This window comes from Shewanella sp. SM74, from assembly GCF_025653725.1.
In the GTDB taxonomy this organism is placed as follows: Bacteria; Pseudomonadota; Gammaproteobacteria; order Enterobacterales; family Shewanellaceae; genus Shewanella; species Shewanella oncorhynchi.
The window spans coordinates 74136-90409 of record NZ_JAKKRZ010000005.1 but is presented as its reverse complement, the minus strand read 5'-3'; the positions used below and the strand labels follow the sequence as shown (position 1 = coordinate 90409).

Genomic DNA, 16274 nt, shown 5'->3' with positions numbered 1-16274 from the left:
GATTAAGCATTGTGAGTTTACATAAATCACTGACATATCCTGATACTCACTTGAGTGATACTCACTTGAGTGATAGTTTACGATTTAAATCATAAAATCCCGATATAGATCTCAACCTCAGTGGCGCTGAGATAGACTTCAAAATCCGTTTGATAGCGTCGCTGATGAAAGCAATCAGCCACGCTAAAATAACCCCACACTTGCCCCCAAAGATCGATAACACACTGGGGCATATCACCCTGAGCGGTGAATTTTAGGTACTTGCCCGCGTTAAGCTCCAATGGCGTAAAATGACTTGCATCAACAGGGGCATCAATTGCCTTACCCACCAGCACAGAAAACTCGCCATTCATGTCTGACTCATAGTCATAATACACGCCATACATGGGCGAATTGAGCATAGCGGTGAGCTGGGATGATTCAAAAAAGGCTTGCCATAAACTGCCAATTTTAGCGCTATCGACAGACATTTCTGCCCGATTATTCGTGCGGGTGCTTAGTCCAAGTAACGGTCGAGCATCAATATAAACCACATCCATCTTTGTTTCTTCCATAGAAATCTAAACCCATGCTTTAGTTAATTGCGTGATTTTAGCGTCGTGCCTTAAGGCCACGACGCTAATACATTAATCACTTACGACTACTTATCCTTAGACCACAGACCCACTTTGTTACCTTCGCTATCGGCAAATAAGGCGATATAACCACACTCACCGTCTTTTATCGGTGTGACTGGCAGGATAATCGTCACCTCTGCTGCGATCAGTTTATCCACTAAAGGTTGCAATTGTGCGCTGAAATGCAAATACACTGTGCTGCCCTGCATTGACGGCTGGCTCATACTGCACTTGACTAGCCCTATGCTCGCCGCACTCGCATCCTCAGTGACTATGGTCGCATATTCCATGTCTTCCATATCGTCACGTTTAAACTCGACCCCAAAATGCTGCTGATAAAAAGCAATGGCACGGTTCATGTCACTGACAGGAATTTCACCCCAAACTAACGGTGCAATAGATAACATTTTCACTTTCTCCTTGTTGAAAAAATATCAATGATTCAAAACCTTATTCGTACAATTCAGGACAGAATCATTAACGGGCGACAACAAGAATAAAACAAGGCTACTGACAGCATGATGTCAGTAGCCTTTTAATAAAAGTGAATTTTGGCGTTTTAACTTAACCAGCAACCAAGATTATTTTGGCAAACTGGCTTGATGTGCCTGAATAAAATCATCCATGGCTTTGCTCGCCCTCGCTTGGGCGCTGGCTAAGGTATCCGTATCAACCATAGTTTCTACCACTTCGTAGTAGCACTTAATTTTAGGTTCTGTGCCAGATGGTCTGACGATCACCCGAGCCCCGCCCGCTAAGCAGTAAGTCAATACATCGCTCGGTGGTAAGTCGATTTTCTCAACATTTCCATCGGCAAAACGACGCTCAAGCGCCTTTAAATCATCGGTTGAGAGCACATCTAACTCACCAATCTTCACCGGTGGATGCTCGCGCAAATAGGCGCCAATATTGGGCGTGTCAGGTTTTAAAGCAATGCTCACCTGCGCATTGAGATGGAACCCATGCTCACGGTAAATTTGCTCGAGTCTATCCCAAATCGTTTGCCCCTTCGCCACCAGCTCGGCAGTCAATTGGGCAAATGCCACCAGCGCCGACAAGCCATCTTTATCCCACACCATGCTGCCCACCGTATAGCCAAGGGCTTCTTCATAGGCAAACAGGAATTGATCCTCAGGCGAAGTTCTTGCAATCCCCACATTCATCAGCCACTTAAAGCCGGTGAGCGTGGTAAAGCTTTGCGTGCCAAACCCTTGAGCAATTTTAGATAACAGGCTCGATGACACTATCGTTGTGCCCGTAAGTCGTTGATTATCTTTGGCGTGAGATAACAAGTAATGCCCAAAGAGCACACCGACTTGATCGCCCGTCAACATCTGATACTCGCCATCCTCTTTACGCACTGCAACCGCAAAACGGTCGGCATCGGGATCGTTAGCACAGGCGAGCATAGCGCCGTGTTTTTTCGCCTCGGCAATCACTAAATCCATAGCCCCTTTTTCTTCAGGGTTTGGGAAGTTAACCGTCGGGAAATCGCCATCGGGTTCACGCTGGGAGGCAACCGAATACACTTGGGTGAAACCTGCATCTTTCAATACCGTTTCGGCCATTTCAGCACCCACGCCGTGCATGGCGGTATAGGCTAAACTGACCTTTTCAGGAGCGGTATGGTTTTGCAGCACCTCAGCTTGCTGCACGCCATGGCGATAGCTTTGGTAAAAATCGTCCTGCAGGATAATTAACTTACCTTGTTTTACCGCGTCATCATGCTCTAAAAACGGAATCGCTTGATTTGCTGCGCGCTCAATTTGCGCGGCAATGCCAGAGTCGTGGGGCGGAATAATCTGCGCGCCATTCTCCCAATAGACTTTATAGCCATTGTATTGCGGCGGGTTATGACTCGCGGTCACCACAATGCCCGCTGCCGCATTAAAATGTTTTACCCCAAAGGCCACCAACGGCGTTGGCGCTACTTTGGACGTTAAGCGTACCTTAATCCCCATAGCGGTGAGCACACTCGCCGCATCATGGGCAAAATTAAATGAGTCGTGGCGACCATCAAAACCAATCACTACGCCACGCTCGGCGGCATCTTTAATCTGATCAAGTAGATAAGCACCAAGACCAGCCGAGGTTTGGCGGATCACCAAACGGTTCATCCCCATAGGCCCAGCACCGACGACACCGCGTAATCCTGCGGTGCCAAACTCCAAGCGCCCCGCAAATCGCGCTGCGAGTTCGGCATCATTGCCGCTATCAATTAGGGTTTGTAACTGGGCTTGAGTGCGAGGGTCTGGATCATTTTCAAGCCAATGGTTTACCTGTAACTGTAGATGGGTATTCATATCACGCCTCATTGAAAATCATTTGCAATCACCTTAGGAAAAAGCACGTAGAAGAACAAGCTAATTTGCATTAATTTCAAAATGAGCCAAGGGTATTGCCATAAAAAACGCACTATCTAACAGGTCATGCCAGATAGTGCGTTGGTTTTAACAAACTGGTTTCAAAACGGATTTAGAGTTTAAAGATATTGTCCTTCGTATCTCTGTCGATGAGCTTCACAAAGGGATCGACCCCCACATAACTGGGTTTTTCAGCCAAAGTGATCGTCAGCTTGTTTTCACCACTGACCAGCCTATGCTTCTCAATCAATAATACCTGTTTGTCATCCTTTAGCTTATCGGGATCGGCACTAAAGGCACCGATGTCGATGATGGCGTCTAAAGGTTGTTCGGTTTCTTCACCTTTACCACTCGCGACTTTGCGACTGGCATAAATGCTCAAGTCAACTTGCGTCTTACCATCGGGCAGAGTGGTCATGACCGCATTGGTTAACCTAAGATCGTAGAGCGTGATGTCATTAAAAGACTCATCGATAAAGCGAGCTTGCGCTTCATCTGTCCCTTGCTCAAGGTAACTCACTAAATCCAATGTGGTTGGGAAAGGATCGTTACGATACTGATAACGTGCTAAGAATGCCTTCAAATTAGCGTTGAGTTTCTCTTCACCCAACACATCTTTAATGGCCATCATCACCACTGAGCCTTTCTGATAATGAATGTACTGCTGATTTTCACTGCGCAGCAAAGGCATCTCTTTTATGGACTCGGATGAACGGCCACGTAAATATCTATCTAATTCATATTTCAAGAATTTACGGATCATTTTATCGCCGTACTTTTTCTCCAGCACCATCAGCGCCGAATACTGTGACAAGCTTTCGGATATCACAGCACTGCCCTGCACATCCGCAGCGCCCACTTGGTGTCCCCACCATTGATGCGCCACTTCATGGGCTGTGACGTAATACACAGGATCGATATTATCCTCATTGCGTAAATCAGTAATAAAACCAATACGCTCTGAGTAAGGCACTGTATTAGCAAAACTTTGTGCAAAACTACGGTAACCCGGAAACTCCATAATTCGCATTTGCTTATGCTGATAAGGCCCAAATGCTTGTGTGTAGTAATCGATAGAATCTTTAACCGACTCTATCATGCGCGCAATGTTCCAAGGATGCTCCGCATGGTAGTAAACCTCAACCGCAACACCATTGTGCTCAGTTTTTTCCACCTGATAACGGCCCGAAATAATCGCGTAGAAATTCACCATAGGGCTATCCATTGAATAATGGAAATACTCACGCCCATCCTGCTGCCACTGTTTTTGCAAATACCCTGGCGCTAATGCAATTTGATCTACACTTGTCGAAATAGTGGCTTCAAACTGAATGAAATCACCATCGACACCAAAGAAGTTTTGCGTGTAGTAACGGCTGTCTTCAAGCTTGTTCGCTCGAGCTTTTTCGGCTAAATCGCGCTTTTCGCGCTCGTGGCGATCCATCAGCTCATAGCCGTCTTGATAACCAAAGAGGGGCAATAGTTCGAAGTTGTTGATGAAGGTGCCATTTTCAACCACTGACATATCAAAGCCAGCTTCGGCAATACCCACAGACTGACGTACTAATTGAATGTCCCCTTGCACCACTTGCCCAGGCTGCACAGGTGTCGAAAAGGCCAACCAAGCATTGCGATAGCGGCTATCTAACTCACCTAAGTTTGTATTCGGGATATTGATTTTTACCGTTTCGGCCTCAGTATGCTCGGGCCACTGCACTAACATCCTTTCGATTGGCTTATCTGACTTGTTTTGCCATTCGAATATCACCTTAGCAACAATTTTTCGCTCTTCAGGGAAAATATCAATATTCGCATTGACCTTAGTGGCCACTAAAATCGGCATGCTTTGGTATTGTTTGAAGGCCTTCTCATAATCAGCTTGCAGATCTGTGGTTTCATCTTGGGTTAAATAATGATTCAACACTTTTGTTTGGTAGAACAAATAACTGCCCATGCCCAAAAATACCACCAAAGCAACACTTACAATGACTTTGCCACTAAAACCAAGCTGATAACTCAGTAATCCCATACGGGTTTTAAGGCTCTGCTGCGGTCCGCGATGGTACAAGCCATAACCTAAAACAAACAGGATAAGGCTAAAAGCCCCCCAGTAAATCATATAGAGTGCATGACTTAATAAGCCCCAACCGTAGCCGTTCATATCCGAGTAAATTAAGGTCGGTGATTGACCAAAGTTATATAAGCTATGGCCAAATCCCCAGTTTGCCATGACAAACGTCGTTAAATAATAAGCAACAAATAACCCCATACCTGCGTACTTATTTGGGCTAAGCACTTGTAAGAAAAACGCCAGCACAGCAGTCATCAACAGCGGCAAAAGATAATAAAAACCCAGCCTGATAAGGTATTGAGCAATCTCAAGATTGGCTTGACCTTTTATCAGTTGGAAAACAATGGTGGTACACATAGCGAGCACGTACAGCAAGGTCATCACTATGACCACAGACACAAGCTTTGAGCCCCAAAAGCTTAAGTTTGATACAGGAACGCTGTCGACGATATCCCCCATTCCTGAACTGCGTTCACGCCAGACGATTTCTGCGCTGTAATAAATCAGCACTATCACCATCAATAGCCCAGTCGCGCCGGCAATGTTATTCACCATATCTTGGGTTAATGGCCAATTAGATGTGCCGTACCAACCAAAATCATCGAACATGGGGCCGACTAAATTGAAAATAGTCAGCACACCTAACACCACAAATGGCGCGGTAAATAGTACTTGCCGTACTTCAAATTTAACCCGCGTCCAAAATTGCTGGCGACCATTAGGCTCAGTTGCCATAGCCAATTGTGCCAAAGGCACTAAGCTAGGAACTTTTCCTGCTTTATCGGATTTTTTCTCACGTTTCTTAGTCAAACTCGGCTGACGGAAAATCCCTGAAACGGCCAGTAACACGCAGGCAATTCCAAACCATATCGCCCTGTTTTGCAGTACGAGTCCTGAGAATTCAATTAACTGGCTATTCTTCTCGCTAATGGTCCAGTAACGGGTCACTTCGGCAAAGGTGCGCAGCGCAAAGGGATCAAGCAAAGCAGCAATAGTACGATATTGTGGCTGACTCGCCATTTCGCCCGTCAAGGTATAAAGCACCAACATGGCTACTGCGGTCAGATAGAGCGCCATTAAGGAACGAAAATGACTTGCCATCGCATAGAATAGAGTCGAGATCAGCAGCAAAGTCGGCATGGCGAGTAAAAAATACGGCACAAGATAATTCGATAACGCAAAAGGTCCAAAACGGCTAGCATCGACCCATGGCATAAAAGAGCCGAGCATTAACCCTATGGGGATAAAGGCAAATACCATCATCACCACAACAAAACTGCCGAGAAATCGACCAAATTGGTATGCAAATGGTGATAGAGGTTTGCTATAAATCAGCTCTTCCATCAAATGCTGATGATTGCGGATAGCCGTGCTACCCACAAAATTCACCACGGCAAACATGGAAATGAGTCCCATGATCAACATGGTTTGAGTAATCCCAAATGGGCTGTTTTTCATCACCTCACCGCCGCTACCAATTTGAATATTGTTAGAGACGACTGATAGAAAACTCATTAAAAACAATAGAAAAGAAACAACATAAAAGGATGGCTGACGCAAATAATAACGCCACTCAAACCTAAGCATTGATAACAACATATTGATATCTCCTTAGGCAGCCTGACGGCGGTGACTGAGCAAAGTCGAAAAATACAGATCTTCAAGCCCAGCAGTCGCAGAGGTAAATCCTTCAGGACAAGTTTCAGCCATCACATTAAGGACTGTGCGTCCCGCTAATAAACGCTTAGAAATCACAGGTAATTGCGCTTCAAGCTCCTGTGCCTGTGCTTGACTCACAGTCTTAGTCCAAATTTTTTCCGTTAATTCACCCACCAATTGATGTGGATTGCCTTGAAGCAGAATTTTACCCGATGCCAAAACCGCCATATTAGCGCAGAGCTCAGACACATCTTCGACAATGTGAGTCGAGAGGATTACCACTTTTTCTTCGCCTAAACTCACCAGCAAATTATGGAAACGGTTACGTTCTTCGGGATCGAGACCCGCGGTAGGCTCATCCACAATCAATAACTTAGGATCCCCAAGTAAGGCCTGAGCAATACCAAAGCGCTGACGCATACCGCCAGAGAAACCACTCACGGCTTTATTTTTATGCTGATAAAGATTGGTGTGTGCCAGCAATCCTTCAACTGCTTCTTTACGCAACTTGCTTTGATTAATGCCCTTAAGAATGGCTAAATGATCTAACAGGTCATAGGCGCTAATACGCGGATAAACATTAAAGTCCTGGGGCAAATATCCCAAGGTTTTACGCAGCGCTTGAGGATCGGCTAATACATCAATACCGTCAAACACTATGCTGCCACTATCGGCACTTTGCAGGGCGGCAATGGTACGCATGAGTGATGACTTGCCCGCGCCATTGGGTCCGAGTAAACCAAACATCCCTTTGGAAATCGTTAAATCAACACCATCGAGTGCTTTAACACCGTTATCATAGGTTTTAGTGAGATTAGAAATAGTCAGCATGCTTCCCTCTTGCGTCTGTGAGTTCAAAATACCGACAAACTATCACATAAAATTAACCTTTACAGTAGTTATCAAGATATTCATGTACTTACAGAATGCTAGCAAGCAAAACAAACTACATATTCTTAATCCCTAAAATAGCAAAAGGGACTCTATTTGAGTCCCTTGCTATTGAAATACAATATAAAAGTAAAAATATGCCACGAATTAAAATATGGCTTACTAAATACAATTAGTTACATAAACGCCAACATTAGCGCGAGGGTAAAGTGCCATCAAATACACGTACTTTGATATTCTTTTTCAGATTATCTTGGTCTTGTTGCCATTCTTGCCACTGGGTGAGACTGATACTGAGCTGCAATGAAAAATCAGTAGAAATCCACTGTTTTTGCCCTTGAGTATATTTAGGTGCAGGGACTATGTTACTGGGTCCAACGAAGGACGCAGAACACATAAAGGTTTTGAAGTACACTTGGTCAATCGATAAATCGAGGGCGCTGGGCGATGTTAAACATTGACCACTGCCCGGCTCTTGATACGAGGCAAATTGGTACAGGATTGCTGGTGTATTATTGGTACTATCGGGAACTGAAGCAGTTTGATGACAAGATAAACAGCTACTTAATGCATTATCCGCAGGGCCATTTAAACGCCCATTACACCCTAAGTGTCCCGCATTGGTGTGCTCATTCAAACGGCCAACGACCTCTTGAAATACGGCGCTATCCTTAAGCCCTGTGATTGGGTTTTGAGGGAATGCTGCCGCTCCCACTGTTGCTGGCGGCGTGTCATTCCCCCACATTAATCCCAGAGGTGAGATACGATCCCAAGGATTTTTCTCTTTCGCTTTAAACTGACCATCGGCGACAAAAGTGCCATAGGCCCAGCCCACGGGTGAACGGCTGTCGCGCACTGCAATATCAAACTGCAATAAGTACACATCGGCGACAGAGCGCGGGCATTGCTCTGTTTCCTGTTGGAAACTACAGGCACTGCCATCGGCGTTTTTACATACACAGAAATCACTGGCACTAATATTGGCTTGCCAAACAGGTACATTTTCAAGGAAAGGATAGTTATTAGGCGTTGCGGTTGTGAACAGTAACTTGCCAATCACACTGCCTTCATTAAATGCAAAGTTTTGCTGGGGCATCACAGGTGATGGTGCCCCGGTCCATACCTTGCCAATGCTGTTTGCCGCCTGAGGATTATAAAAGCCCACCGCCCACATAGTGGTTTTAAGGGAGCCTTGGCCTTTTATCTCCATAGTAACGGGGGCTTCTCGGGTCAAGCCATGGATAAATTCCCGCCCACTCATGGGATCATAGGTCTGATAGGGAATATGGTACCAAGAGCGCACCTTGTTGTTACACAGATCCCAGTCTTTACTGACATCGCCTTTGTCGATGTTTCCCTCTTGGATGTACTTCATCACAGCCCAGAGGTATTGCTCAGCTTGGGTATTTTTATCACTTTCACTCAGATTTTTATCGAAGGGATTGAATTTAAGCCAAGGTGCAGCACTATCTGGTTTAGCACTCGAATAAGCATCACTGAGGCTAAAAATAGGCCCCTTCCAGCCAGAATAAGCTTGGTTGATAATGACTTGATTGTCCCACATGCCTGTTTTTGCAAAAGCAGGATCTTGGAAGTAACTTGGATAGGCTCCAGTACAGGTTGAGTTTGCATTAGATGTAATGTTCGTCGATTGTTTATCTGCAGCTTTTACGTTGACTGCTGTCAATGAACAAACGGTGAGCAGAAGTATGGCGGTAATGTTGAGTTTCATAATATCGTCCTTGAAGAGTATTAGTCCTAAAAACTCCCTTTGTGAGCCTAAAACTAACAACGGCTCAAATTAAGCATAGACTAATTTTTAACATCTTCTGTAAAGCTTAACGATTCACATATTAAGGATATAAAAAAGGCCGTTTAGCATGACTAAACGGCCGAAACATATTGCTTATTGGACTAGCCGTCCAAGCTATTTCTCAACTTCTTGCCCGCGCGTCTTCCACAGCGAATACAAGACACCTAAGACTAACAGACCAAAAGTCACACCAAGGGACACTGCTGTTGGGATAGTAAAGTCCACTATTCCCTCGTGATTGAAATACACTAAACCCACTTTCACCCCAATAAATACTAATACCACTGACAGCGCATATTTAAGGTATTCAAAACGGTGCACCATAGCAGCCAACGCAAAATACAAAGCACGTAGCCCCAGAATCGCGAAGATATTTGAGGTATAGACGATGAAAGGATCTTGAGTAATCGCAAAAATAGCTGGAATACTGTCGACTGCAAACACCAAATCCGCGGTTTCCACTAAGATCAACGCCAAGAATAACGGCGTCGCCCACCATCCTTTTGTTAACTGATGATCTTCGCCACGTACCCAGAATTTTTCTTTATGCAGCGTTGGTGTAAAACGCATCTTAGTGCGTAACCATTTATAAAACTTATTGTCTTGGATATCACCGTGCTCATCGTTTGAGAAGAGCATTTTCACGCCAGTGAAAATCAAGAAGAGTCCAAATAACACAAGTACACCTTGATACTGGGCAACAAGCACAGCACCAAGACCGATCATAATGGCGCGCAACACTATTACGCCCATAATGCCCCAGAAGAGCACTCTATGTTGGTATAAACGTGGGATACCTAAGCTACTGAAGATTAACGCAATAACAAATACGTTATCCATAGACAGTGATTTTTCAATCAGATAGCCCGTTAGGTATTCCATACCGGCGGTTGAACCCTTGTACCACCAGAGCCAGACCCCAAACAATAAGCCCATACAGATATAAAAGGCTGAAAGCTTTAAACTTTCAGCCACGGTAATTTCATGCTGATCCTTGTGCAATACGCCAAGGTCAAAGGCTAATAACGCCAGCACAAAACCGAAAAACATTAACCAAACCCAAAGCGGGTAACCCACAAATAGGGTGGTAAAAAACTCCATAAGTCTCCTTAGTAACACATAACGACTGATCTAAATCAGTAAAGTTGAGCAGATAAACATTAACTCATTATAGAAATATAAACTGTGAAATCTTATATGAAAAATGCAACTATCAAGATTAAAATTCTTTTACAATCAATATGATTATGGTGCTTATTTATACTTATACTTCGAATAAGTTCACTTCCCAATCACAGCGCTTCCCTGAGAAAATCATCTAACCCACCCATTCGTGACATTCCTTTAGATAGCAGCCTCGAACAAGTGCGTAGATACCCTACCAATAATACAAAATCGTTATCAAACATAAAACTTACACTATCCATTAAACGACGAACTACAGCTAAATCAAGGCTAAAGCCGCTAGGATAAAACTGCCACAGTTGAATTATGGCCACTATTTAGCACTCATTTCTTAACTGAAAATGAATTAATTTAACCGCTTAGTATTGCTATAGCGAGCCTTAAAGAACGGCTAAAAATGTTAGTTATACAAAATATTCATCACTTTCAAGACCCTTGGCTGTTCCATATCATCCGAGTGTGATTAACTGCTGCAACAGCGCCGTCTTTTAGCGATCAAAAGCGCCGCGATAATCACAAATAATGAAAAATAATTAATAAAATTCATTACGATAAAATGAATCATTAGCTGCTCGGCGCATAAAGTGCCAGCATTGGGAGTCTTAAGTGTCAATAGAACAAAACCCGCCGCACGCAATGCAGGGCCCACAAGGCTCGCCCCCAGCTGAAATGCTATTTGGGCATCCTAAAGGCTTATTTGTCTGCTTTTTTACCGAAATGTGGGAACGCTTCTCTTTCTACGGTATGAAAGCATTACTATTTCTTTACCTGATTAAATATCATCTATTTACTGATGAATTTGGTTACAACGTGATTGGTGCTTACGGTGCCTTAGTGTATGCCATGCCCGTAGTGGGTGGCTTATTGGCCGACCGCTATATCGGCATGCGTAAAGCGGTGATCTTTGGCGGTGTTTTATTGGTGCTCGGCCACTTAGGTATGGCCTTTGAAGGCCATCAAGCGGTTATCGTTGCAGGTGAAGTTCAACGGGATGAACAAGCGCTGCAAGTATTCTATTTATCCCTTGCCTTAATCATTGTCGGAGTGGGCTTTTTAAAACCCAATATTTCCACCATAGTCGGTCAGCTTTATCCTAAATCATCCGCTAAGCGAGATTCTGGTTTTACCATTTTCTACGCGGGCATCAACTTAGGCGCCACCTTAGCCCCGCTAATTTGCGCTTATTTAGGTGAAACCTATGGCTGGAAATACGGTTTTGGTTTGGCAGGTTTGGGGATGTTAGCGGGTTTGTTGGTGTTTATTCGTGGCAAGAAACATCTGCAAGGCTTCGCCGAACCCAGAGATCCTGCGCGGATTTTAAAGAAAACCGCCGGCATAACGACAGAACAATGGATTTACTTAAGCGCAATTGGCAGCGTAATCATAGTCTGGGGGTTGATTCAAACCCACTCCCTCGTACTTTCGATTAGCAGTTTATTACCCGCAGTGAGCCCAGTGATTTGGTTCTTGCACTCAGTATCACTAGTGCTTGCCATTGGTATTGGCTGGTTCATGGTGAAACATTGTAATCCGATTGAACGTCAACAGATGTCGGCTTTGCTGCTTTTCATCGTTGCAGGTTTGGTCTTCTTCGGCTTATATGAGCAAACCTACGGCTCATGGGTAGCATTTTCGGACCGCGTGATGGACCGCAATATGCTCGGCCTCGAATGGAGCGCGGGACAGTTAACCTTCCTCGGCGCCTTCTTTGTGATCAGTTTATCGCCCATCTTTGCTTGGCTATGGCCTGCCCTCGCCCGTAAACATTGCGATCCGAGCAAACCAGTTAAAACCGCACTCGGTATTTTGTTCGCGGGTTTATCCTTTATGGTACTTGTGCTCGGGATCCAGATGCCGCTAAGCAGTGGCTTAGTGAGTATTTGGTTCTTAGTCGCGGCTTATTTTGTATTAGAAATCGGGGAGTTATTGTTGTCGCCCATAGGCTTATCTGCCGTGACTCAGCTTTCGGTAAAGCGTGTAGTCAGCCTGATGATGGGTGCTTGGTTCCTCGGCACTTCATACTCTGAAATCTTAGCCGCCGAATTAAACAAGCTCGCCGCGATTGATACCCAAGGCGGCGTGATAAGTGACGTACCGAGTGCGATGGCGCTATACGAGCAACTGTTTATCTTCTCGGCGCAAATTGGCGTGGTGATGGCATTAGTCTTCTTTGCCCTTGCGCCATTAATGAAAAAAATGATGCACGAGAAAATGGCAACTAACTCAGTTTAAGCATACAAACAGAAAGTCAGTTGGCTTACTTTCGCCCTCTGAGGCGACGGTAAGCCAAGACGATAAGGTGCAAAGCAAGTAACCCCGTAAAAGCCGCGCAGAAAAACAGTAATGCAATCGAGTTTACATCCCTAGGCGCATCACGATAAAGCCACCACCACAGCGGCCAGCTGATGGCCGATAAAGCCGTAAGCTGCCACATACAGCGTTTGCAGCGACCAATCTTTTGCCTGAAAATTGACGTTTTACAATCACCGCAACTCATAATCGCCTTCTAACTAAAAATCTTCATCTAATATCAAACGACACCTTACGACACAGTCAAATGAAAATACAACAAAGAACTCACGATATAATTTATTTACTAAGTCAAGTCATTATGAGATAGAAAACTCCGAGCAAGCTTTGGAAATGGCTAAATATCTAAAGATACACTTTTAGTTTGTAATAAATAGCTGAAGAAAACTGTTATACTATTCTCAAAATGCAACTGACCTAGAGTCATTAAAATTCTTTAGTATTAACCGTACTGTTTTATAGCCCCGAACAAGAGACCATATACTTGATCATTTAAATAAAACCATGTAAAAATAGTAAACATACTGTTTTATCAAGCATAGCCAGCCTATCAAACAATCATTAAATAGGAACACTTAATGAATTCTTCAAATGACATAATTCTTACTATAGATTTAATATTTATCGAAGCTAAATTAGATAGCGAATCTTTTTCATACGTGAGCACGTTAAGATCGGCTTATGAACAGATTGATGAGTACAATAAAGAGCAAGTGATACAACACTATCTTACAAATCAACCACCGATAGACAACTTACATGCCTTGTACTTTTTTTTATTTGACTTAACAAAAAACTCTAGCTTCCTAGAAAAAATCATCAATTCATGCCCACCAAGCATGTCACCTCAAAGCTTTTACGAAATATATTGGAATATTGGGAATCGTTTATTTACAAACTCAACCCCAGTTAATACAATATCATTAAGAAATATTTTTAAAAATCTATCTAACGACTTGAATAATTGGTTAGGACTATATAACTATAAAAACAAAAAAAATGTTAAAAAAGTTAAGAACATTGCCATATTAAGCCCGCAAGTTCTTGGAATGAGACATTCCCCAACCAGAGAATCTTTCAATATTGCATGCCACTTAGAAGCTTATCACAATTGTAATGTAACAATTATTAATTCAAATGGATTTAACTACCACAACACTCTTGGTTTAATAAACTCCATAGGATTCAATGTTAATGAAAATTTAAAAGGAACATCAAATTTAAATATTAACTACATGCAATTTAAAGATAAAAAAATTAAAATCATATCTATTGAAAAACAGATGATGTCATCAAGAAAGGTATTAGACATTTTAGACATTCTTAAATCATTAGATACAGATGCAGTTATTTCACATGGTGAAAATCTTTTAGTTCAGGAGGCTATTTTTGGAATTTATCCATCAATATTTGCAACTACTGGTGGTGTAGTCCCATTTGCACACTGCGATAGCTATTTTGTTCCTGGGAGCCTTTTCGATGATAACCATAAAGAGCTAGCATCTAAATATGAACATAATGACTTTATGCTCGAGAACATGTTGGTCACTCCAGAGGGAAAGGCTGACATTCCCGCCTCAAAAGAAAAATTAGGTCTGGATAATAATTCTTTCATTTATTTAGTAGTCAGCACTAGGATGGATAGAGAAGTAAACGCTGAGTTTGTCGATATTTGCAACTATCTCATTAAAAGCAACAAAAATGCACATATTATTTTCTCAGGTACAGATAGCTTTAGTCTTTCAAGTCATTTTGACGCTGAATTAATTGATAGAAAAAAAGTGATAAACATTGGATTTCAAGATGACTTAGCATCTGTTTGTTTGATGGCTGATGTTTATTTGAACCCTAAAAGAATTGGCGGCGGCACAAGCTCTCAAACAGCAATAATAAATGGCTTACCCGTAGTGACATTAAACTATGGGCATATAAGTAACATAGTCCCCGAGGAACGTAGGTTTAGTAATTGGGAAGAGTATATGCATTATGCAATTGAACTACAGAATGATAATTTCTTACAATCTGAAACTAATTTATTCTCCACTCATTTCCATGCAAACATGAATAGCCAATTACAAATTGAAAAAATATATAACAAACTGTGTGACATCGCGATAAGAAAATACTCTTAGTCAGTAAATAGAATGCGTTTAATTAATCAAATTTAAACGCATTTATTCTTCCATTTCTATTTACTAATCAAACATCTATAGCGAAGCCTTTAATCGACACATACCCTCGTCTATTGTCACCAGCGCACGATAACCTAAATCTCGTTTAGCTGCGCTGATATCAAAATAATGGCTGCAGGATAACTGCCGTGCGACAAAACGCGTCATCATGGGCTCTTCTTGCTTCTTTAGGAGGTAATGTACACTTTCCAATACTGCGCCTGCTACATAGGCGACAGATTGAGGCACACGCTTAGTCACTGGCGGTAAAGCATCGCAGGCCAAAATCAGATTGATCATCTCGGCCATAGTGATGGGTTCATCATTACTCAGAAAATAAGCTTTCCCTTGACACTTAGGCTTTGCTTGGCAAAGTTCCAGTGCCGCCAGCACATGGGCATAGGCAGCGTTATCTATGTAGATGGTATCGACTAGCTTATCTTCGCGGCCAACCAGTTTAAGCTTACCTAAACGCCCGCGCGACAAGACCCGAGGTACTAGATGGGGATCGCCAGGACCCCATATCAAATGCGGCCTGAGTGCGACGGTTTTTAACGCATAGGGTGCAGTGGCTTGAGTCGTCACTTGGCTAGATACTTGAGTCACACTAGGATTTTCAAGTGGCATGTCACCCACTTGATTGGCATCGAGCATCATCTTTTCAGCGATGGCTTTAGAGTGGGCATAATGATTCAGGAATCTTGTAGCATAGGGAGTAGACTCATCAATACCCGATTCATCCTGCCCTGCAAAGGTCACACTCGGGGTACTGGTGTAGACTAACTTATCTATTTTTAATGCCTTACAAGCGGCAATCACATTGGCAGCGCCCTTCACATTCGGACAAAAATAGCTGTCTCTGTCCCCCCAAACACCCGCTTTAGACGCCACATGGAATACGATATCGCAGCCTTGCATCGCCTGTTGCAGCAGATCTTTATTGACTAGATCCCCTTGCAGCATGACTACGCCCAGCGCTTCAAGTTCGGGATAATGCCCACGCGCAAAACCTGTGACCTTAATGCCCGCGGCTAACAATCTCAGACAAATCGCTTTACCTAAAAATCCCCCCGCCCCCGTGACAAAGGCGTGTTGCACCTTAAGCGCGAGCTGCGCCAGTGCCGTTTGTTCAGCCGCATCAAATTGGGCAAGCGTCGTGCTCTTGATTGGGTCTTTCGTCATTAAGGGTATCCA

11 protein-coding genes are annotated in these 16274 nt (G+C 43.4%); 2 read left to right on the top strand and 9 right to left on the bottom strand.

Features of this window, described 5'->3' with window-relative positions:
* Positions 1 to 89: 89 nt before the first annotated feature.
* The 7 genes from L5M49_RS07245 to L5M49_RS07215 all read right to left on the bottom strand — a co-directional run bounded on the left by L5M49_RS07245 (position 90) and on the right by L5M49_RS07215 (position 10515).
* Complete coding sequence (locus tag L5M49_RS07245; protein WP_263265782.1) at positions 90 to 539, bottom strand: GyrI-like domain-containing protein; 450 nt, start codon at positions 537 to 539, stop codon at positions 90 to 92.
* A 101-nt stretch (positions 540 to 640) separates the two neighbouring features.
* Positions 641 to 1024 carry a VOC family protein gene (locus L5M49_RS07240; protein WP_131525743.1) on the bottom strand — a complete coding sequence of 128 codons (384 nt, stop codon included), beginning with the start codon at positions 1022 to 1024 and terminating at the stop codon, positions 641 to 643.
* Positions 1025 to 1198: 174 nt separating this feature from the next.
* Entirely contained in the window at positions 1199 to 2920 is a 1722-nt protein-coding gene (locus L5M49_RS07235; protein WP_263265735.1) for a phospho-sugar mutase, read from the bottom strand.
* A gap of 172 nt (positions 2921 to 3092) precedes the next feature.
* Positions 3093 to 6650: an ABC transporter permease/M1 family aminopeptidase gene (locus tag L5M49_RS07230; RefSeq protein WP_263265734.1), complete on the bottom strand. Its 3558-nt coding sequence runs from the start codon at positions 6648 to 6650 to the stop codon at positions 3093 to 3095.
* A gap of 12 nt (positions 6651 to 6662) precedes the next feature.
* Positions 6663 to 7541, bottom strand: coding sequence for an ABC transporter ATP-binding protein (locus L5M49_RS07225; RefSeq protein ID WP_219256113.1), 879 nt, complete (start codon positions 7539 to 7541; stop codon positions 6663 to 6665).
* A gap of 253 nt (positions 7542 to 7794) precedes the next feature.
* Positions 7795 to 9333, bottom strand: a complete 1539-nt coding sequence (locus L5M49_RS07220) for a hypothetical protein (protein WP_198572166.1) — start codon at positions 9331 to 9333, stop codon at positions 7795 to 7797.
* A 195-nt stretch (positions 9334 to 9528) separates the two neighbouring features.
* On the bottom strand, positions 9529 to 10515 hold the full coding sequence (locus L5M49_RS07215; RefSeq protein ID WP_263172190.1) for a TerC family protein: 987 nt from the start codon (positions 10513 to 10515) through the stop codon (positions 9529 to 9531).
* A 690-nt stretch (positions 10516 to 11205) separates the two neighbouring features.
* Here L5M49_RS07215 and L5M49_RS07210 point away from each other — a divergent pair.
* Complete coding sequence (locus L5M49_RS07210; protein ID WP_263265733.1) at positions 11206 to 12831, top strand: peptide MFS transporter; 1626 nt, start codon at positions 11206 to 11208, stop codon at positions 12829 to 12831.
* A gap of 25 nt (positions 12832 to 12856) precedes the next feature.
* Here L5M49_RS07210 and L5M49_RS07205 read toward each other — a convergent pair whose 3' ends face one another.
* The gene (locus tag L5M49_RS07205) at positions 12857 to 13096 is read right to left on the bottom strand and encodes a DUF3624 domain-containing protein (RefSeq protein WP_263265732.1); all 240 of its coding nucleotides are present in this window, start codon (positions 13094 to 13096) and stop codon (positions 12857 to 12859) included.
* A gap of 391 nt (positions 13097 to 13487) precedes the next feature.
* On the opposite strand from L5M49_RS07205, the gene L5M49_RS07200 reads away from it, so the two are divergent.
* Positions 13488 to 15041 carry a hypothetical protein gene (locus tag L5M49_RS07200; RefSeq protein WP_263265731.1) on the top strand — a complete coding sequence of 518 codons (1554 nt, stop codon included), beginning with the start codon at positions 13488 to 13490 and terminating at the stop codon, positions 15039 to 15041.
* A 75-nt stretch (positions 15042 to 15116) separates the two neighbouring features.
* On the opposite strand, the gene oleD is transcribed toward L5M49_RS07200, so the two are convergent.
* Positions 15117 to 16262 (bottom strand): 2-alkyl-3-oxoalkanoate reductase, encoded by a 1146-nt coding sequence (gene oleD / locus L5M49_RS07195; protein ID WP_263265730.1) that lies wholly within the window; start codon positions 16260 to 16262, stop codon positions 15117 to 15119.
* Positions 16263 to 16274 lie beyond the last annotated feature (12 nt).